Below are 19,670 nucleotides of genomic sequence, written 5' to 3'. Positions count from 1 at the left end.
TGTATAAGAGACAGCCATTCATGTCATGCCCGAAGCCGTTGCCGGCGGCTCGATCGGACAGCTGACCGACGGCGACATGATCCGTCTTGATGCGGTGGCCGGAACCCTGCAAACCGATGCCGAGCTGAATTCCCGCGCCCCGTTTGGCCCGACCAACAGCGCCCCGCAACGCGGCTTTGCCCGCCCGCTTTTCAGCGCCCTTCGCGCGTCTGCCGGTTCGGCCGAGCAGGGCGCCGGCCTCTACGTCTGCGAGATGATCACCAGCCGCGGCCTGGTGGAGGGCGACCAGCACACCAAGGACATGCTGGTCTTCGACGAGCTGGAGACCACGCGCTCGGTCCAGCTCTACGGCACCGACCCCGTCTACGTCGGCAAGGCGACCGAGATCCTCTGCGCGGAGTACGGCGTCGCCCACATCGACCTGAACTTCGGCTGCCCCGTCCCCAAGGTCACGCGCAAGGGTGGCGGGGGCGCGCTTCCATGGAAGCGCGGCCTGCTGGCCGACATCCTCGAGCACGCCGTCCGCGCGGCGGCGCCCTACGGCGTGCCGGTCACGATGAAGACCCGCAAGGGCATCGACGAGGACCACCTGACCTACCTCGACGCCGGCCGGATCGCCCAGGAGAGCGGCTGCGCGGCGATCGCGCTGCACGGCCGCACGGTCGCGCAGGCGTACTCCGGTCGTGCTGACTGGGACGCCATCGGCGAGCTGGCCGCGTCGGTGGACATCCCGGTGCTGGGCAACGGAGACATCTGGGAGGCCGCCGACGCGCTGCGGATGGTGGAGGAGACCGGTGCTGCGGGCGTGGTCGTGGGCCGCGGGTGCCTGGGGCGGCCGTGGCTGTTCCGCGACCTGGCCGCCGCCTTCGCCGGCGAGGAGGTCGCGACGCTGCCGACCCTGGGCGAGGTGCGCGACATGATGCGCCGCCACGCGGAGCTGCTGTGCCAGCACATGGGGGAGGAGCGCGGCTGCAAGGAGTTCCGCAAGCACGTCTCGTGGTACCTCAAGGGCTTCGCCGCCGGCGGCACGATGCGACGCAGCCTGGGCCTGGTCAGCACGCTGGCCGACCTCGACGCGCTGCTCGCCGACCTCGACCCCGACGAGCCGTTCCCCGTCGCCGAGCTCGGCACCCCGCGCGGGCGCCAGGGTTCGCCGCGTGACCGGGTGGTGCTGCCGGAGGGATGGCTCGACGACGCCGACGGGAGCGGCTGCGCCGTCGAGGAGGACCTGCACTCGGGCGGGTGATGGACCGTGGCCCCGGCCATCGACCGTGACGCCCGTCACACGAGGTGAGCGGGAACACCCGTGAAGAGCAGGTCAAGATTCGGACACGATTGTCGGCCTGTGGTTCAGTGATGGACGCGTACTGGCCGGTATCCGACCGGATGCTCGGCAGTCCACGCACATCCCCCGACCCCGACAGCTAAGGATCAGCGCTGTGGCAGATCGTCGCCACAAGCGGGACACCGATGCCCGCCGGACGCCGCGAGCGACCCTCGTGGCCGGCCCTCTCGCCCTCGTCGCCACCGCCTCGGTGATCTCCCTGGGAGTCGTCCTGAGCGACGCCCCCGACTCGGAGACCGTCACCGCCCGGACCACCGCCGCCGACCTCCAGCAGGCCACCGGCGGCTCCGGCCTCGGTTCCCGCGACTCCGTCCTGAGCCGCTCCTCGGACCGCTCCGGCCTGACCACGGTCGAGGGCGCCACCATCGAGAAGGCCGAGACCAAGCTCGACCGCGTGCTCGCGAAGAAGGCCGTCGAGAAGGCCATCGCGAAGGCCGACACCAAGCTCTGGACCACGGCACCGCTGAACCTGTGGACCGAGCCCGGCGAGAAGGCGAAGAAGGTCGGCACGATCGCCGCCGAGCGCAAGGTGCTCGTCACCGGTCGCGAGCTCTACGGCCGCGACGAGGTCGTCGTCGACGGCAAGGCGCGCTGGGTCACCCAGGGCTACCTGCAGGAGGAGAAGCCCGAGACCGGGCCCGCCGCCGCGAGCGCCAACGCCAGCTGCACCAACGGCACCAGCGTCCCGGCCGGGGTCAGCCCCAACATCGCCGCGGTGCACCGTGCGGTCTGCGCCCAGTTCCCGAGCATCACCAGCTACGGCACGTTCCGCTCCGGCGGCGGCGACCACGGCCGCGGCCTCGCCGTGGACATCATGGTCTCCGGCGAGCTCGGCTGGCAGGTCGCGGAGTTCGTCCGCGCCAACGCCGGACAGCTCGGCGTCAGCTACGCGATCTACTCCCAGCGCATCTGGTCGGTCGAGCGCGGCGGCGAGGGCTGGCGCCCGATGTCGGACCGCGGGTCGGCCACGGCCAACCACTACGACCACGTGCACGTCTCGACGTTCTGACCAGGACGCCCGGGCGGGGCACCTCCGCTGACGGTGCCCCGCACTAGGCTCGGCGCCGATGGACGCCCTGGAGCTGTACGACGACCACGCCCGTGAACGGTTGGTCCCCGAGCCGCCGAAGCGGGTCGACGCGCCCGTGCGGACCCCTTTCGAGCGGGACCGTGCGCGCGTGGTGCACGCTGCGTCCTCACGTCGGCTCGCCGCCAAGACCCAGGTCGTCGGTCCGCAGAGCGACGACTTCGTGCGCAACCGGCTCACCCACAGCCTGGAGGTGGCCCAGGTAGCCCGGGACCTCTCCCGGGCGCTCGGGTCGCACCCCGACATCGCCGAGACCGCGGCGCTGGCCCACGACCTGGGCCACCCGCCCTTCGGGCACAACGGTGAGCGCGTGCTGGCGGACCTGGCCGTGGAGTGCGGGGGCTTCGAGGGCAACGCCCAGACGCTGCGGCTGCTGACCCGCCTGGAGTCGAAGACCTTCGACCAGCAGGGGCGCTCGGTGGGGCTCAACCTCACCCGCGCCACCCTGGACGCCTGCTCGAAGTACCCCTGGGGTGCCGAGGAGTTGCGCGACGGCAAGTTCGGCGTCTACGCCGACGACCGCCCGGTCTTCTCGTGGATGCGGGCCGGCGTGCCTGCGGCCGAGCCGCCCCGCCGCTGCCTGGAGGCCCAGGTGATGGATCTCGCCGACGACGTCGCCTACTCCGTCCACGACGTCGAGGACGGCGTGGTCGCCGGCCGCGTCGACCTGACCCGGCTCGACCGGGCCGCGGTCTGGGCGACCCTGCGCGAGTGGTACCCCTCCGACCTGGCCGGCGTCGCCGACGACGAGCTCGACGAGGTCCTCGCCGACCTGCGCGCGGTGGGCTCCTGGCCGCACGCGGCCTACGACGGCAGCCGGGCCTCGCTCGCCGCGCTGAAGAACCTCACCAGCGACCTGATCGGTCGTTTCTGCGGTGCGGTCCAGCACGCCACCCACGCCGCGGGCCCGGGACCGTTCGTCCGCTACGAGGCCGACCTGGTCGTGCCGCGGCGCACCGGGCTGGAGATGCTGGTGCTCAAGGGGGTCGCCGCCCACTACGTCATGCAGGCCGAGGACCGGTTGGCCGTCATGGCCCGCCAGCGCGAGCTGCTGGGCGAGCTCGTCGCACTGCTGGCCCACCGCGGCCCGGACTCCCTGGACCGTGCCTTCGCCGACGACTGGCACGGTGCCACCGACGATGCTGGCCGGCTGCGCGTCGTGGTCGACCAGGTCGCCTCGCTCACCGACGCCTCGGCCGTCTCGCGCTGGGAGGCGCTGCGGGCTCCCCGGGTAGCGTCGCGGGCGTGAGCGACCCCCTCGTCTGGCTGCCCTTCGACCCCTCCCACCTCGAGGCCGCGGTGGGGGAGCTGCCCCGCGGGCTGCGCCTGGAGGTGGTCGACCCCACTCAGCACGTCCCGGACTCGGTCGAGGACGTGCGCTTCTACGTCGCGCCGTACCAGATGGGACCGGCCGTGGGGGACGTCCTGCCGCGGATGTCCTCGCTCGAGGTGGTGCAGGTGCTCTCGGCCGGCGTCGACAACGTCCGCGACCGGGTGCCCGACGGCGTGCTGCTCTGCAACGGCCGCGGCATCCACGACACCTCGACCGCCGAGCTGACCCTCGCCCTCGTGCTGGCGTCGCTCCGGGACGTTCCCGGGATGGTGCGCGACCAGGACGCCCGGCGGTGGAACACCCGCTGGCGACCCGCGCTGGCCGACAAGCGCGTCCTCCTCGTCGGGTACGGCGCCATCGGCCGTGCCATCGAACAGCGGCTGCTCCCGTTCGAGACCGAGGTCGCGCGGGTGGCGCGCACGGCCCGCCAGGAGGACACCGGGCCGGTGCATGGGTTCGACGAGCTGCCCGACCTGCTGCCGCACGCCGACGTGGTCGTCCTCATCTGTCCGCTGACCGACGAGACCCGCGGCCTCGTCGACGCCGAGTTCCTGGGTCGGATGAAGGACGGTGCCCTGCTGGTCAACATGGCCCGCGGCGCCGTCGTGGAGACCGACGCGCTCCTCGCGGAGCTGCGCTCCGAGCGGCTCATCGCCGCCGTCGACGTGGCCGACACCGAGCCGCTGCCCGCCGAGAGCCCCTGGTGGGACGCCCCCGGCCTGCTGATCAGCCCGCACGTCGGCGGCGCGTCCTCGGCGATGTGGCCGCGCGCCCACCGTCTGGTCGCCGAGCAGCTGCACCGCTACGCCGTGGGGGAGCCTCTCCACAACCAGATGACGGGCGCCTACTGACCTCCTCGCGTCGCCCGTAGGATCGGCCGCGTGGTGGGCCGGATCCGAGACGACAGCATCGCCGAGGTGCGTGAGAAGGCCCGGATCGACGAGGTCGTCTCGCAGTACGTCACGCTGCGCAACGCCGGCGGCGGTTCCCTGAAGGGCCTGTGCCCCTTCCACGACGAGAAGTCCCCGTCCTTCCACGTCACGCCGAGCCGTGGGTTCTTCCACTGCCTCGCCGGTGAGACCCGCGTGCTCACCGACCAGGGGGTGCGGGAGATCAGGGACCTGGTCGGCGGGACGCACCGCATCCTCGACCGGCACGGCGACTGGCAGGAGGCGCCGTTCAAGTCCTACGGCGTGCAGCGCCTGATGCGGATCACGGTCACCCGGAACCGCCAGCGCAAGGACATCTTCGCGACCGACGGGCACCGCTGGTTCATCCGCTCCGGCGCCGGAGGACGCTCGCAGAAGGAGGTCCTCACCAGCGACCTGAAGGCGGGCGACCGACTCGTTCCGAAGTTCCCCAGATCACGAATCCGGCGCAGTCGCCCTTCCCCGTTCGGGATCGCGAGGGGCTTCACGTTCGGCGACGGGACCCGCACCTACCGCGGCTCTCGTGCCCTGGTGTGTCCGCCGACGGACCTCGCCATGCTCAAGTGGTTCCCGCACAGCCACACCAGCTCGGTCGGCGAGAACCTGCTGGTTCACGACCTCCCGGCGTACTTCAAGGATCTGCCGGCGCTCACCGAGTCGGTGTCGTACCTGTACGGCTGGCTGGCGGGTTACTTCGCGGCGGACGGGTGCGTGGCTTCCGACGGGACAGTGATCCTCAATTCCGCTCATCGCGAGAACCTCGAGTTCGTCCGCGACCTGTGCACCACCCTCGGCATCGCCACCTACGGCGTCACGTCCCAGTCGAGGAAGGGCCTGGGCGTCGAGGACAGCGACCTCTTCCGCATCCACCTGGTGAACGAGGACCTGGAGCCTGAGTTCTTCCTCCTCGACGAGCATCGGCGCCGCTTCGAGACACAGCACAAGCAGTTCAGCCGTCGGGGCTGGGTGGTCCAGGAGGTCGAGTGGAGCGACCGCGAGGAGGAGGTGTACTGCGCCGAGGTCCCGGACGGCGCCGCCTTCACGCTGGAGGACAACATCCTCACCGGCAACTGCTTCGGGTGCCAGGAGGGCGGTGACGTCATCACCTTCCTGATGAAGATCGACGCGCTGTCCTTCGGTGAGGCGGTCGAGCGCCTGGCCGACAAGGCCGGCGTCGCGCTGCAGCGCGTCGACGGCGACGAGCGCGACGACCGGCCCAAGGGGCCGCCGCGCAACCGGTTGGTGGAGGCCCACCGGCACGCCCAGGAGTTCTACGCCGACCAGCTCGGGTCTCCCGACGCCCTGGTCGCCCGGCAGTTCCTCGCCGAGCGCGGCTTTGACAAGGCCGCCGCCGAGATGTTCGGGATCGGCTTCGCCCCGCGCGGCGGCGAGGTGCTCTACCGGCACCTGCAGCAGAAGGGCTTCTCGGTCGAGGAGCTGACGGTGGCGGGGCTCGTGGCGGTGGGCCGGTCGCCGTACGACAAGTTCCGCGGGCGGCTGCTGTGGCCGATCCGCGAGCCGAGCGGCGAGACGATCGGTTTCGGCGCGCGACGGATCTTCGACGACGACCGCATCGAGGCGAAGTACCTCAACACCGCCGAGACACCGATCTACAAGAAGTCCCAGGTGCTCTACGGCATCGACCTGGCGCGCAAGGAGATCGGTCGCTCGAGCCAGGCGGTGATCGTCGAGGGCTACACCGACGTGATGGCCTGCCACCTCTCCGGCGTCGGCACCGCCGTGGCCACCTGCGGCACCGCGTTCGGCGACGACCACGCGCGGGTGCTGCGCCGCTTCCTCCACGACCACGAGGAGTTCCGCGGCGAGGTCATCTTCACCTTCGACGGCGACGCCGCCGGTCAGAAGGCCGCGCTGCGCGCCTTCGACGGCGACCAGAACTTCGTCTCACAGACCTACGTCGCGGTCGAGCCCTCGGGCATGGACCCGTGCGACCTGCGGATGTCCACCGACGACCTGCCCACCGGCGAGGCGGCCGTGCGCGAGCTCGTCGCGCGCCGGGTGCCGCTGTACCGGTTCGTCATCGGCAACATCATCGGCAAGTACGACCTGGACCGCGCCGACGGCCGCATCGACGCGATGCGCGAGGCTGCCAAGGTCGTGGCCTCGGTGCGCGACCAGTCCAAGGTGACCGCGTTCGCGCAGGAGATCTCCCGGATGATCGGGGCCGACATCGACCCCAACACGGTGCTGGCCGAGACGCGACGGGTGAAGCAGCGCCCCGCGTCCGCCGCACCAGCCGCGAAGGCACCGCCGCCCGCGCCACGCGCCGCGGGCCCGGACCTCCGGGACCCGCGCTTCCGCCTCGAGCGCGAGCTGCTCAAGCTCGTCGTGCAGCGCCCCATGACGATCGGCCGACGCAGCAGCGAGATCGGTCCCGACGACTTCACCCACCCCGTCTACCGCTCGATCTGGGAGGTCGTCGCGGCCCTGGGTGGACCGGGCGCCGGCAACGGGGACCCGGCCTGGGCGCAGAGGCTCCGTGACGGGGCCACCGACCCCGAGGTGACCTCGGCGATCTCGGCGCTGGCCGTGGAGCCGTTGCTGACGCCCAAGGAGCCGGACGCGGCGTACGTCAACCACCACATGGTCCGCCTGCTCGAGCTCACCGCGGCCCGCCGCATCGAGGCGGTGAAGTCGCGGCTCCAGCGCACCAACCCCGTCGAGGACCCCGACAGCTACAACCGGATGTTCGGTGAGCTGGCCGCCCTCGAGCAGCACCGGCGGGGGCTGCGCGACCAGTTGGTGGCGGGGGAGGCGGCGCACTGATGGCCGGCCGCAACCCCCTCGCCAGGCTCACCGCCGACCGTGACCGGCACGGCCTGTCCCTGCCGCGCGGCGAACGCGTCCTCGCCTGGGCGCGCGCCACCGACGGCAGCGTCGTGGCCGGCTCCCGCGACGCGCTCCACGCGCGCGACCCCGAGGGCGGCGCCCTGCGCATCGCCTGGGAGCAGGTCGAGGCCGCCGACTGGGACCAGGAGACGAGCGTGCTGCGGGTGAGCGAGGTCGGTGCCTGGGGGAGTGCACGGCCCGAGCACACCTGGACCTTCAAGGACACCGGTCGCCTGCTCGAGCTGGTCCGCGAGCGGGTGACCGCGAGCGTGCTGTTCCAACGACACGTGACCGTCAGCGGTCGTCGTGGACTGCGGGTGATCGCCCGGCGGGCGCCCTCCGGAGGGTCCGACGTGCAGTGGGTCTACGAGTACGACGAGGGCGTCGATCCGTCCGATCCCGAGGTCCGGTCCGTGGCCGCCGCGGCTCTCGCGCAGGCCCGCGAGCAGCTCGGCGAGCTCTGATCGACCGCGATTTCACCGGCGTCTGGGCGCCTTGCTAGTGTGTGCGCGCTGCACCGATCCCCTGTAGCTCAACTGGCAGAGCATTCGGCTGTTAACCGGAGGGTTGTTGGTTCGAGTCCAACCGGGGGAGCAGAGAGAGGGCCGCTGACCACCGGGTCAGCGGCCCTCTGCCGTTCCTGCGGCGCAGACCTGCCCGCCAGCCCCACCCGAGCCACCACGACGCGGTCGAAGTACGCTCACCGTCGCGTCGTGACCCGGCGCAGGGGGCGGTAGCTCAGTCGGTCAGAGCAGAGGACTCATAATCCTTGGGTCGTGGGTTCGAGCCCCACCCGCCCTACTCGACAGCTCCACGTCGACGGCTCTCACTCCGAGGGCTCGGGCAGGTCCTCGGGGACCTCGCAGTCGACCTTCGGGTTCACGCCCATGTAGTTCAGGGGACCCGCCACGATGGTCAGGACCGTGTCGCCTACGCTCTTGCAGCTCACCTCGCGGTCATCGCCGAAGTAGCCCCGCTGCAGCGCCGCCACGAAGCCGATCACCAGCCAGATCGCCAGCAGGATCCCGATGATGCTGCTTCCACCACGTCGCATGTTGACCTCCTCGCCGTCCGGTGGACGGCACTCGTCGTGTACTTCCGACGTCTACCCCACCTCCGCGGTCCCACCCTCACCCCCTCGTGTCCCTGCGGGGGTATGGCAGCGCAGAATGGTGCGCATGCTGGCCGTCCCCAAGTACGGGTTCGTCGTCCTCGCGGTCCCCAAGTCGGGCTCCACCGCGCTCGAGGCGGCCTTCACCAAGCACGCCCAGCTGGTCACCTCCGGCCCGCCGTCGCTGAAGCACGTCACCGCGCGCGAGTTCGACGAGCGGTTCGTGCCCTTGCTGGAGCAGCACGGCTACGCCCGCGCCGACTACGAGGTCACGGCCCTCGTCCGCGAGCCGGTGTCCTGGCTGGCGTCGTGGTGGCGCTACCGCTCCCGGCCCGGGATCGCGGGCAAGCGCACCTACGTCGGGGACCTCGGCTTCGACGAGTTCGTCGGCCGCGTCGTCACCGGCGAGATCCGGCTGCGGCCGCAGAGCGACTACGTCACCTCTCCCGACGGGCGGCTCGCGGTCGACCGGTTGTGGCGCTACGACGACCTCGACTCCGCCTTCGAGTGGATGCGCGCGAAGGTCGGCAAGAATAAGATCAAGCTCCCGCAACGCAACGTGTCGCCGCCGCGGGAGCACGAGGTCACGGCCGCCACCCGCGACCTCATCGAGGAGGCGTACGCCGCCGACCTCACGCTCTACCGCTCGTTGGGGTGATATTTTCTCGCCGCGAGGCCGACCGGCCCGCCCCGTCCCCCGCGCGCTGAGAGGCTCCCCGTGACCGACCTGGTCGATCCCGCCGCGGAGCCGAGGACACCTCGCACTGGCCGACGCCGGGCCACGACCAGACGCCAGGCACGTCAGGCCCGACGGGCTGCGCGGAGGGCGCCCGGCCCGTCGGCAACCAGCCCACCGCCGTTCAGCCCACCGGCGCCCAGCCCATCCCCGAGCCGACCGCCGACTCGACCGCCGGGCCACCGTGCCCGTCGCCGGTCCTGGCGCCGGGCCGCTGGCCTGCCCGGCACCCTCGCGGTCACCTTCCTGGGGGCCCTCGTGCCCGGTGGCGGCTTCCTGTGGTCGGGTCGGCGACTGCTAGGCGTCCTGGTGCTCCTGCCGACGCTCGCCCTCGCCGGCTTCTCGGCCTGGTACGCCGCCCGCGACCTCGACGCTGCGCTCGACCTCGTCCTGGACCCGACCCGGCTCAAGGTCGCGGCCGGGGTCATCGTCGGCGCGCTCTCGGTGTGGGCGCTGATCGTCTACCTCACCTACCGACAGGTCCGACCGGTCCAGCGTCGCGCCTGGACGACCCTGGTCGGCCACGCGTTCGTGCTGGTCCTGGTCGGCGTCGTCGGTGCGCCGTTCGCGGTGGCCGCGCGCTACGCGACCGTGCAGGCAGACCTCGTCGAGACGGTCTTCAGCGACAACGAGACGTCCACGACCCCGCGCGACGTGACACCCGCCGACCCGTGGGGCGGACGGGAGCGCGTGAACGTGCTGCTGCTGGGCGGCGACGGTGGCGAGGGCCGTGACGGCGTCCGCACCGACACCGTCATCCTGGTCAGCATCGACACCACCTCCGGCAAGACGGTCATGTTCAGCCTGCCGCGCAACATGATGAACGCGCAGTTCCCCGAGGACAGCCCGCTGCACGACCTCTACCCGTACGGCTTCTCGGGCTACGGCGACGACGGGTCGTACATGCTCAACGCGATCTACCGCAACGTCCCCGCCCTCCACCCCGGGGTGCTGGGGGAGAGCACCAACGAGGGCGCTGACGCGATCAAGCAGGCCGTGGGCGGGAGCCTGGGCATCGGCGTCGACTACTACGTGCTGGTCAACCTCAAGGGCTTCCAGGAGATCGTCGACGCGATCGGCGGGATCACGGTGAACGTCAACACCCGTGTCGCCATCAACGGCGACACCGACGCGGGCATCCCGCCCACCGGCTGGATCGAGCCGGGCCCGGACCAGACCCTCGACGGGTTCCACGCCCTGTGGTTCGCCCGTGGCCGCTACGGCAGCGACGACTACCAGCGGATGGACCGCCAGCGGTGCACGGTCGCGGCGATCATCGAGGCGGCGGACCCGGTGACGCTCGTGCGCCGCTACACCGCGCTCGCCGCGGCCGGCAAGGAGGTCGTCTACTCCGACATCCCGCAGAGCCTGCTGCCGGCCTTCGCCGGGCTGGCGCTGCGGATGAAGGACGCCAAGGTGCGCTCGGTGGTCTTCAAGACCAGCACGAGCTTCTTCTCCGGCGACCCCGACTTCGACTACCTGCGCGACACGGTGGCCAAGGCCATCGACCCGCCGGGCACCCGACGCAAGAGGGACGACCCCTCGCGGCCCAAGAACACCGCGAACTCCTGCGCCTACGACCCTGCCTGAGCCTGCTTCTCCGCCTGGTAGCCCGCCTGGTACGCCGCCAGCGCCTGCCGGCCGCGCTCGAGCGCCTCGGCCACCTCGTCGAGCAGCTCCGCGGCGCCGTCGGTGGTGCCCTCGTCGGAGATCGCCTCGAGCCGGCGCACGGCCTCTCCCGCATAGGTGACCCCGAGGTTCAGCGCACCGCCGGCCAGCCGGTGGGAGGACTGGCGCAGCGCCGCGGCGTCCCCGGCCTCGATGGCCTCGCGCATCTGCTCGAGCCCGGCGACGCTGTTGTGCATGAAGTTGCCGATCGCCCGGTCGAGGTAGGCGGTGCTGTCGGGGTCGAGCTCGAGCAGCATCTCCAGCCGCTCGGTGTCGAGCCCGGCGAGCACGTCCGCGGTCGAGTCCTCGTGCGTCACGGGTGCCTCCGGTTCCGGGGTGTCGTCCACTGCAGCAGTCCCTTCCGACCCTTCCACCCAGTGCGACAGCGTAGCCGCGAGAGCAGCCGGGTCGACGGGCTTCGTGAGGTAGTCGTCCATCCCCGACGCCAGGCAGCGCTCGCGCTCGCCCTCGATGGCGGCGGCGGTCATCGCGATGACGGGCACCCGGTGGTCGGTCTCGCGGTCGCGGATCTCGCGGGTGGCCGCGTACCCGTCGAGGACCGGCATCTGCACGTCCATGAGGATCGCGTCCCAGCCACCCTCGGCCCAGGCGTCCACCCCGGCGCGGCCGTCGTCGACGATGCGGTGCTCGTAGCCCAGGAACTCCAAGATGCCGCCCGCGACCATCTGGTTCACCGGGTTGTCCTCGACGACGAGGATGCGGCGACCGGCGGTCCCGGCGTCGGGGACCAGCTCCTCGTCCACCGGCAGGGCGTCGCCCCCGACGAGGTCGACGACGGCTGAGCGCAGCACGCCCGAGGGCGCGGGCTTGACGAGCAGGTCGTCGATGCCGGCATCGCGGACCTGCTCGTCGGTCAGCTGGGTCATCGAGGTGAGCATGAGCAGGCGCAGCGAGGCACCGGCCTCCTCCGCGCGGAGCCGGCGCGCCAGCCACATGCCGTCGTGACCGGGCATGGCCATGTCGAGCAGGACCGCCTCGAAGGGGTGGCCGCGCTCGGCGGCCGAGACCACGGCCGCGACCGCCTCGTCCGCGGAGTCGACCGCCACCGCGCGCACACCCCACCAGCCGAGCTGCTCGGCGAGGATCGTCCGGTTGTGCGGGTTGTCGTCGACGACGAGCATCCTCCGGCCGGAGAGGACCTGCCGGGCGTACGCATCGGCGGAGTCGTCGATCTCGCCGGCCGACGGGTCGAGCAGGACACTGAAGGTGAAGACCGCGCCGCCGTCGGGGTTGTCGCTGTAGCCGATGGTGCCGCCCATGGCCTGCACGATCTCCCGACAGATGGCCAGCCCGAGGCCGGTGCCCCCGTAGACGCGGGTGGTCGAGGTGTCGGCCTGGGTGAACGGCTCGAACAGGCCCGGGACCTTGTCCGCGGGGACGCCGATCCCGGTGTCGCTGACCGTCACGCGCAGGTAGGTGCGGTCGTCCGGACCGGGCTCGGCGGTGGCGCGCACGACGACCTCGCCCTGCTCGGTGAACTTGATGGCGTTGGAGACCAGGTTGGTCAGCACCTGCGAGAGACGCGTGGGGTCGCCCGCGAGCATCTGGGGCACCTCGGGAGCGCAGGAGACCACCAGCTCCAGCCCCCGCGAGCGCGCCGAGGCGCCGAGCACGCCGGCGACCTGCTCGACGACCTCGCGGACCTCGAAGTCCAGGATCTCCAGCTCCAGGCGCCCGGCCTCGATCTTGGAGAAGTCCAGGATGTCGTTGAGCACCCCGAGCAGCGCCCGGCTGGCCACCTGCACCCCGGTCGCGAGGCGCTGCTGGTCGGGGTCGAGGGTAGTGCGCATCAGCAGGTCGTTGAGGCCGATGACGCCGTTGAGCGGGGTGCGGATCTCGTGGCTCATCGTGGCCAGGAAGTCCGACTTCATCCGCGAGGCCTCCATGGCGGCGTCGCGCGCCTTCTCCAGCTCCGCGGCCGTGTGTTCCCGCCAGGCCACCAGGGCCATCTGGGCGGCGACGTGGTCGACCATCTGCTCGATCATGGCGTGCCGGAACAGGGGCGGAGCCGAGGTGATGGTGATGACCGCGAGCACCTCGCCACCCAGCTCCACGGGGAACCCGATCGTCAGGCGCGCGTCGTCCCAGGTCGACTCGCGGTCGGCGAGCACCTTCCGCGCCAGGCGCAGCTCCGCCGCGTCGCGCAGGGGATCGGGCGGGTCGCCGGGCACCACGATCGGCACGAGGTCCCGGTCCTCGACCCAGAAGCCGCGGGCCCGCTCCCAGTCGTCGTGGAGCAGCACCAGGTCCCGTGCGCGCAGCAGGAGCTCGTCGAGGCTCGAGGCCGCGTTGGCAGCGCTCGCGACCGCCTGCATCAAGGTGTTCTGGGCGACCTGGTCCTCCAGGGCGAAGCGCGTCTCCTGCACCTCGTTGACGTCCTGCAGGGTCCCGGACATCAGCAGTCGACCGTCGCGGTCCACGTGCACGACGCCGCGACCACGGGTCCACATCCACTGCTCCCGGGCCTGCACGCGCACGATGACGTCGAAGGTGCCCTGATCGGCGATGGCAGCCTCGACCCGTGACTCCACCGTGGCCCGGTCGTCGGGGTGGACCTGCCCGAGGAAGCGCTCGTAGCTCCACGGCTCCTGGGCACTGGACGAGCCGAACATCGCGTCGACCTCGACGGACCCGGTGATGGTGTCGGTGGTGAGGTCCCACTCCCAGCTGCCGACCCGGGCGATGCGCTGGGCCTCGGCGAGATTGCGGCGGCTGGTGCGCAGCGCCTCGACCATCTCGCGGCGGGAGGTGTAGTCGCTGAAGGAGAGGCACAGGCCGGGGCGGCCGTCCTCGATCTCCAGCAGGGACTCGCGCACCAGGCACCACATGGGCGTGCCGTCGGCGCGGATCATCTGCACCTCGACGTCGCCGGGCTGCAGGCCGTTCTCGCGCACCTGGCGCAGGTGCTCGGCCAGCTGGACCTTGCCCAGGTCGTCGAGGGTGTCGTACATCGACACGGCGTCCATGCGGTCCGGCTCCACGCCGTACATCGCCGCCATGGCCGGGTTGGTGTAGGCGGTGGCGCCGTGCAGGTCGATGACCCAGATGCCGTCGGGGGATCCCTCGACGACTCCGCGGTAGAGACCCGGCAGGTCCACGTCACTCCCTCCGACCCCGGTGCCGGCCCCGATGCCGCCCGGCGTCCCCAGCCTAGGGCGAGAGGGGGGTGGCGGTGCGTGAACGACTCAGATCTGCCGCCCCCCGGCGATGAGCAGGGCACCGTCCTCTTGCTGCTCCAGCGTCAGCTCGACGGTCTCGGTGCGGCGGGTGCCGTTGCGCAGCACGTAGCTGTACTCGTAGGTCACGGTGCCGGCCCGGGGGTCGGCGCCCACGGGGGTGAACGAGGACACCTCGCGCACCGAGCCCCAGAACCCGGTGTACCCCTCGAGGCCGGAGCTCTCCTCCTGGAAGGCGGGCGTGAGCAGGGCGAAGCCCGCCTCCGGGTCGTCGACCGCCGTCGTGACGTACGACGCCGCGAACTCCTCCAGCTCCTCCCTGGTCGGCGGGGCGGGTCCGGCGCTGGGCTCCGCGGAGGCGCTGGGACCGTCGCCGGAGGAGGCGGACTCCTCGGCCCCCGGGTCACGGACCTGCCCGACCAGGAACGCGGCCAGCACCACGAGCACGCCGAGTCCGAGGCCGAGGAGGACCGGCCCCGCACCTCGTCGCGGACGGGTCTCCGCCGAGCGCGGGGTCGGTGCCGGGACGACGGGCTGCGGCCCGGTGTTGACCGGCGGCACGGCAGCCAGCTCCTGGGTGTGCGACCCCGTCTCCGGGTCCGACGCGGCGGCTGCCGGATCGGTCACCAGGGTGATGCCGGCGCCGTCGGGGCCGTGGAGGAGGAAGTCGCGCACGCGCGCCATCGGCCAGCGTGCGTCGGGGTCGCGGTTCATGGTCGCGACCAGGACGGGGCCGAGCCACCCCGGCTCCGGCACGCGCGGCGGCTCCTCGTGCACGATGCGGTAGAGCGCGCCGAGGACGTTGTCGGTGACCTCGTAGGGCGGGTGTCCGGTCAGCGCGTGGAAGAGGGAGGCACCCAGCGACCACACGTCGGCGGTGTCCTGCGCACTGCCCCCGGAGGCGACCTCGGGGGCCAGGTAGGCGGGTGAGCCGGTCACCAGCCCGGTCTGCGTGAGGGACGGGTCGGCCTCGGCCCGGGCGATGCCGAAGTCGGACAGTTTGAGCTGTCCGTCCTCGGTGACCAGCATGTTGGAGGGCTTGACGTCGCGGTGGATGATCCCGGCCTCGTGGGCGGAGGCCAACGCGTCGGCGGCCTGCCCGAGCAGCGCCGCCGCGGCGTCGGGGAGCAACGGTCCGCGGGCGCGCAGCAGGCCGGAGAGGTTCGTCCCCTCGACGTACTCCATGACGAGGTACTGCTGGCGCTCCTCCTCGACCAGGTCGTAGACGGCCACGACGTGCGGGTGGCTCAGCCGTGCCGCCAGCCGTGCCTCGCGCTCCGCGCGGGCGTGGTCGGGGCTGTCGGCGCCGGGCGCGAGGCCCAGCCGCTTCACGGCCACCTCGCGTCCGAGCACCTCGTCGCGCCCGAGCCAGACCGCGCCCATGCCGCCACGGCCCAGCTCGCGGTCCAACGAGTACCTGCCTGCGATCACCTACCGGCACCTCCTGACCGGTCAGGATAGGGCTGCACCCGCTACCGGCTGCTCCCACGACGGGGTGGGCTCCTCGGCGTCCTCGCGCATCGATGAGGCAGGCTTGCCCCTGTCACAGCACTGGCGTCGCTCTCGGCGCGACCGCTCACGAAAGGCAGCACGGTGTCCCTCGACCCCACCCTCCTCGACGACCTCGAGTGGCGCGGACTCCTCGCGCACTCGACGGACCTCGACGCCCTGCGCGAGGCGCTGGCGTCCGGGAGCGTGCGGTTCTACGTGGGCTTCGACCCGACGGCACCGAGCCTGCACCTGGGCAACCTCGTCCAGATCCTGACCGCCAAGCGGCTCCAGGACGCGGGCCACACGCCGTACGCCCTGGTCGGCGGCGCCACCGGCATGATCGGCGACCCACGCGACTCCGGTGAGCGGACGCTCAACGACGCCGACACCGTGTCGGAGTGGGTCGACCGGGTACGCCGCCAGATCGAGCCCTTCTTGTCCTTCGAGGGCGAGAACGCCGCGATGATGGTCAACAACCTCGACTGGACCCAAGGCCTGTCGACCATCGACTTCCTGCGCGACATCGGCAAGCACTTCCCGGTCAACCGGATGCTCGCGCGCGAGACGGTGAAGCGCCGTCTCGAGGCGGGCGGGATCTCCTACACCGAGTTCTCCTACGTCCTGCTGCAGTCGATGGACTTCCTGAGCCTCTACCGCGAGCACGGCGTCACGCTGCAGTTCGGCGGCTCCGACCAGTGGGGCAACATCACCGGTGGGGCCGAGCTGATCCGACGGGCGGCCGGGGCCACGGTGCACGCCTTCGCCACGCCGCTGATCACCAAGTCCGACGGCACGAAGTACGGCAAGACCGAGGGCGGCGCCCTGTGGCTCGATCCGAGCATGCTCTCGCCGTACTCCTTCTACCAGTTCTGGCTCAACGTCGAGGACGAGAAGGTCGGCGAGCTGCTGCGGATCTTCACCTTCCTCTCCCGCGCCGAGATCGAGGAGATCGAGGCGACGCACGCCGAGAAGCCCTTCCTGCGCGCCGGCCAGAAGGCCCTGGCCGAGCACGTGACGACCCTGGTCCACGGAGCCGAGGAGACGGCCCGCATCCAGGCAGCCTCCGCCGCGCTGTTCGGGGGTGGGGACATGAGCACCCTCTCGGCCGACACCCTCGGGGCTGCCCTCGGTGAGGCCGGCGCCATCACCGTGGACCGCGCCCGGATGCCCAGCGTCACCGACCTGCTGGTCGAGGCGGGACTGGCCAAGAGCAAGGGCGAGGCCCGGCGCACGCTGGGCGAGGGCGGTGCCTACCTCAACAACGTCCGCGTCGAGGACCCCGAGCTGGTGCCCACCGAGGACCACCTGATCGGCGGGCGCTGGATGGTGCTGCGCAAGGGCAAGAAGAGCTTCAAGGGCGTCGAGGTCCGATGACCCCGTCGCGGCCGAGCTGGGCCGGCCCCCGCCGCGGCGGGTGGCAGGCCGAGCTGGCCGCGCGGGCGCGCGAGGTGCTCCCCGCCCCGATGTGGGCCTACCTCGAGGCCGGCGCCCGGGAGGGCGTCACCCGGGACGAGGCGACAGAGGCCTGGCGCGCGGTCAGGCTGTGGCCACGGGTGCTCGGTGGCCACGGGGAGCCGGACCTGACGACGCAGGTCCTGGGTGCTGCGCTGCGCACCCCGATCGGCGTCGCCCCGACCTCGATGCAGCGGGTCGTACACCCCGACGGGGAGCTGGCGATGGCGGCCGGAGCAGCGGCGGCGGGTGCGCTGCACGTCGTGTCCACCAACGCGGGACACCCCTTCGCCGCGATCGGCGACGCGGCCCGCGCCGTCGATCCCGACGCCGTGTGGTGGGTGCAGGCCTACCTGCCGCCCGAGCGGGAGGCGGCGGCCCCGGTCCTCCGTGCCGCCGCGGACGCCGGTGCGCGGGCTGTGGCGCTGACCGTCGACACCCCCTTCCCCGGCACCAAGTACGAGCCGGCCGACGACGCCTGGGTCGGCCACGACCTCTCCTGGCACCGGGCCAACTTCGTCGACCCGACCGCCGAGCGGCACCACCGCGGCCTGCGCGCGCACGACCTCGAGTGGATCACCGAGACCTGCGGGCTGCCCACCGTCGTCAAGGGCGTGCTCCGCGCCGACGACGCCCGGCGCTGCGCGGACGCCGGTGCGGCCGGGGTGTGGGTGTCCAACCACGGTGGTCGGCAGCTCGACCGCACGGTCAGCACGGCCGCGGCCCTCCCCAGGGTGGTCGACGCGGTCGGCCACGACGTGGAGGTGTACGTCGACGGGGGAGTCCGATCGGGCCTGGACGCCCTCACGGCGCTGGCCCTCGGCGCGCGGGCCGTGCTGGTCGGACGACCCCCCGTGCACGCGCTCGCGGTCGACGGAGCAGCCGGCGTCCGCGCCCTGCTCGACCTGCTCGGACTGGAGCTCCTCGAAGCGCTGGAGCTGGCCGGCTGCAGGCGGCCGGAGGACGCCCGCACGGTGGGAGCACCCCCCGATTTGTGAACGTCCGAGGCGTCGTCTAATGTTTTCTCTGTCGCCAGGGAGCGGCGGGGAGCAAGGCCGGTCTGGCCGGGCTCCCGGCCCCGAGGCGGCCACTCCTCCAGCTCCACCGAGCAGGACAAGCGGTGTGTGCGCCACGATGCGGCCACCGTCACCTACTCGGGAGAGGTCTCGGAGAAAGCGGCTCGAAAAGCGCGGATTTGCTCCGCGAAAACAGCGCCGCTAACGTATGACAAGTCAGCGCGGGAATGCGAGCCGGAAGGCGAGCAGCCCGGTGCGTCTGATTCTTGAGAACTCAACAGTGTGTCATAGTCGACGAATTAGTTTGTTATGCCCCGTCTTCTATGCATGCCTTTGTGGTGTGTGTGGTTGATGGATTTCTTTTGACAATGATTCTGACAAATTCCTGGCTCGGTTGTTTCGGGTTGGGTGTCAGTGTTTCCTGTCAGGCATCTCTTTTTCTGCCGCATGCGTGAGTGTGTGGTGGTGTTGTTTTTCAACGGAGAGTTTGATCCTGGCTCAGGACGAACGGTGTGTGGTGGTGTTGTTTTTCAACGGAGAGTTTGATCCTGGCTCAGGACGAACGCTGGCGGCGTGCTTAACACATGCAAGTCGAGCGGAAAGGCCACTTCGGTGGTACTCGAGCGGCGAACGGGTGAGTAACACGTGAGTAATCTGCCTCTGGCTTCGGGATAGCCACCGGAAACGGTGATTAATACCGGATATGACACCTTCGCGCATGTGATGGGTGTGGAAAGTTTTTTCGGCCAGGGATGTGCTCGCGGCCTATCAGCTTGTTGGTGGGGTAATGGCCTACCAAGGCTTCGACGGGTAGCCGGCCTGAGAGGGTGACCGGCCACACTGGGACTGAGACACGGCCCAGACTCCTACGGGAGGCAGCAGTGGGGAATATTGGACAATGGGCGGAAGCCTGATCCAGCAACGCCGCGTGAGGGATGACGGCCTTCGGGTTGTAAACCTCTTTCAGCACAGACGAAGCGCAAGTGACGGTATGTGCAGAAGAAGGACCGGCCAACTACGTGCCAGCAGCCGCGGTAATACGTAGGGTCCGAGCGTTGTCCGGAATTATTGGGCGTAAAGGGCTCGTAGGCGGTTTGTCGCGTCGGGAGTGAAAACACCGGGCTTAACTCGGTGCTTGCTTTCGATACGGGCAGACTAGAGGCATTCAGGGGAGAACGGAATTCCTGGTGTAGCGGTGAAATGCGCAGATATCAGGAGGAACACCGGTGGCGAAGGCGGTTCTCTGGGAATGTCCTGACGCTGAGGAGCGAAAGTGTGGGGAGCGAACAGGATTAGATACCCTGGTAGTCCACACCGTAAACGTTGGGCGCTAGGTGTGGGATCCATTCCACGGGTTCCGTGCCGCAGCTAACGCATTAAGCGCCCCGCCTGGGGAGTACGGCCGCAAGGCTAAAACTCAAAGGAATTGACGGGGGCCCGCACAAGCGGCGGAGC

13 protein-coding genes, 2 tRNA genes and 1 rRNA gene are annotated in these 19,670 nt (G+C 71.0%); 13 read left to right on the top strand and 3 right to left on the bottom strand.

What is annotated here, in order from left to right; translation table 11 throughout:
- The first annotated feature begins 25 nt into the window (after positions 1–25).
- From dusB to A6R01_RS04720, 8 genes are all read left to right on the top strand, one after another.
- Positions 26–1,246: a tRNA dihydrouridine synthase DusB gene (gene dusB / locus A6R01_RS04755; protein ID WP_292604054.1), complete on the top strand. Its 1,221-nt coding sequence runs from the start codon at positions 26–28 to the stop codon at positions 1,244–1,246.
- Between the two features lie 193 nt (positions 1,247–1,439).
- The gene (locus A6R01_RS04750; protein ID WP_292604052.1) at positions 1,440–2,354 is read left to right on the top strand and encodes a hypothetical protein; all 915 of its coding nucleotides are present in this window, start codon (positions 1,440–1,442) and stop codon (positions 2,352–2,354) included.
- A gap of 58 nt (positions 2,355–2,412) precedes the next feature.
- Positions 2,413–3,681: a deoxyguanosinetriphosphate triphosphohydrolase gene (locus A6R01_RS04745; RefSeq protein WP_292604050.1), complete on the top strand. Its 1,269-nt coding sequence runs from the start codon at positions 2,413–2,415 to the stop codon at positions 3,679–3,681.
- Entirely contained in the window at positions 3,678–4,616 is a 939-nt protein-coding gene (locus tag A6R01_RS04740) for a 2-hydroxyacid dehydrogenase (RefSeq protein ID WP_292604048.1), read from the top strand. Before A6R01_RS04745 ends, A6R01_RS04740 begins: the two co-directional genes overlap by 4 nt.
- A gap of 30 nt (positions 4,617–4,646) precedes the next feature.
- The gene (locus tag A6R01_RS04735; RefSeq protein ID WP_366925088.1) at positions 4,647–7,481 is read left to right on the top strand and encodes a CHC2 zinc finger domain-containing protein; all 2,835 of its coding nucleotides are present in this window, start codon (positions 4,647–4,649) and stop codon (positions 7,479–7,481) included.
- On the top strand, positions 7,481–8,008 hold the full coding sequence (locus A6R01_RS04730; protein ID WP_292604046.1) for a hypothetical protein: 528 nt from the start codon (positions 7,481–7,483) through the stop codon (positions 8,006–8,008). The genes A6R01_RS04735 and A6R01_RS04730 overlap by 1 nt, the downstream gene beginning before the upstream one ends.
- 57 nt (positions 8,009–8,065) lie before the next feature.
- Positions 8,066–8,138: transfer RNA gene (locus A6R01_RS04725), tRNA-Asn, on the top strand.
- 133 nt (positions 8,139–8,271) lie between these two features.
- A tRNA-Ile gene (locus A6R01_RS04720) sits at positions 8,272–8,345 on the top strand.
- Between the two features lie 25 nt (positions 8,346–8,370).
- Here the strand turns inward: A6R01_RS04720 and A6R01_RS04715 are convergent.
- Positions 8,371–8,598, bottom strand: coding sequence for a hypothetical protein (locus A6R01_RS04715; protein WP_292604044.1), 228 nt, complete (start codon positions 8,596–8,598; stop codon positions 8,371–8,373).
- 124 nt (positions 8,599–8,722) lie between these two features.
- On the opposite strand from A6R01_RS04715, the gene A6R01_RS04710 reads away from it, so the two are divergent.
- Together A6R01_RS04710 and A6R01_RS04705 are read left to right on the top strand one after the other, a co-directional pair.
- Positions 8,723–9,313 (top strand): hypothetical protein, encoded by a 591-nt coding sequence (locus A6R01_RS04710; protein ID WP_292604042.1) that lies wholly within the window; start codon positions 8,723–8,725, stop codon positions 9,311–9,313.
- A 387-nt stretch (positions 9,314–9,700) separates the two neighbouring features.
- The gene (locus A6R01_RS04705; RefSeq protein ID WP_292604040.1) at positions 9,701–10,981 is read left to right on the top strand and encodes an LCP family protein; all 1,281 of its coding nucleotides are present in this window, start codon (positions 9,701–9,703) and stop codon (positions 10,979–10,981) included.
- Here A6R01_RS04705 and A6R01_RS04700 read toward each other — a convergent pair.
- Positions 10,966–14,178: a response regulator gene (locus tag A6R01_RS04700; protein WP_292604038.1), complete on the bottom strand. Its 3,213-nt coding sequence runs from the start codon at positions 14,176–14,178 to the stop codon at positions 10,966–10,968. The genes A6R01_RS04705 and A6R01_RS04700 overlap by 16 nt on opposite strands.
- An 87-nt stretch (positions 14,179–14,265) precedes the next feature.
- Positions 14,266–15,687: a serine/threonine-protein kinase gene (locus A6R01_RS04695; RefSeq protein WP_292604036.1), complete on the bottom strand. Its 1,422-nt coding sequence runs from the start codon at positions 15,685–15,687 to the stop codon at positions 14,266–14,268.
- A 162-nt stretch (positions 15,688–15,849) separates the two neighbouring features.
- Here A6R01_RS04695 and tyrS point away from each other — a divergent pair, with 162 nt between their 5' ends.
- The 3 genes from tyrS to A6R01_RS04680 all read left to right on the top strand — a co-directional run.
- The gene (gene tyrS, locus A6R01_RS04690; protein ID WP_292604034.1) at positions 15,850–17,121 is read left to right on the top strand and encodes a tyrosine--tRNA ligase; all 1,272 of its coding nucleotides are present in this window, start codon (positions 15,850–15,852) and stop codon (positions 17,119–17,121) included.
- Positions 17,118–18,197 carry an alpha-hydroxy-acid oxidizing protein gene (locus tag A6R01_RS04685; RefSeq protein ID WP_292604032.1) on the top strand — a complete coding sequence of 360 codons (1,080 nt, stop codon included), beginning with the start codon at positions 17,118–17,120 and terminating at the stop codon, positions 18,195–18,197. The genes tyrS and A6R01_RS04685 overlap by 4 nt, the downstream gene beginning before the upstream one ends.
- A gap of 548 nt (positions 18,198–18,745) precedes the next feature.
- A 16S ribosomal RNA gene (locus tag A6R01_RS04680) occupies positions 18,746–19,670 on the top strand; the annotation flags it as partial.

It is taken from the genome of Nocardioides sp. REDSEA-S30_B4 (genome assembly GCF_001627265.1).
GTDB lineage: Bacteria > Actinomycetota > Actinomycetes > Propionibacteriales > Nocardioidaceae > Nocardioides.
Note: the sequence above shows the minus strand (reverse complement) of the source record. Positions and strands in the feature narration are given on the sequence as shown.

Bases quoted from the DNA above. Each gene is read 5' to 3' on its own strand.
- dusB (WP_292604054.1), top strand. From the start codon at position 26: ATGCCCGAAGCCGTTGCCGGCGGCTCGATCGGACAGCTGACCGACGGC.
- A6R01_RS04745 (WP_292604050.1), top strand. From the start codon at position 2,413: ATGGACGCCCTGGAGCTGTACGACGACCACGCCCGTGAACGGTTGGTC.
- A6R01_RS04730 (WP_292604046.1), top strand. From the start codon at position 7,481: ATGGCCGGCCGCAACCCCCTCGCCAGGCTCACCGCCGACCGTGACCGG.
- A6R01_RS04715 (WP_292604044.1), bottom strand. From the start codon at position 8,598: ATGCGACGTGGTGGAAGCAGCATCATCGGGATCCTGCTGGCGATCTGG.
- A6R01_RS04710 (WP_292604042.1), top strand. From the start codon at position 8,723: ATGCTGGCCGTCCCCAAGTACGGGTTCGTCGTCCTCGCGGTCCCCAAG.
- A6R01_RS04685 (WP_292604032.1), top strand. From the start codon at position 17,118: ATGACCCCGTCGCGGCCGAGCTGGGCCGGCCCCCGCCGCGGCGGGTGG.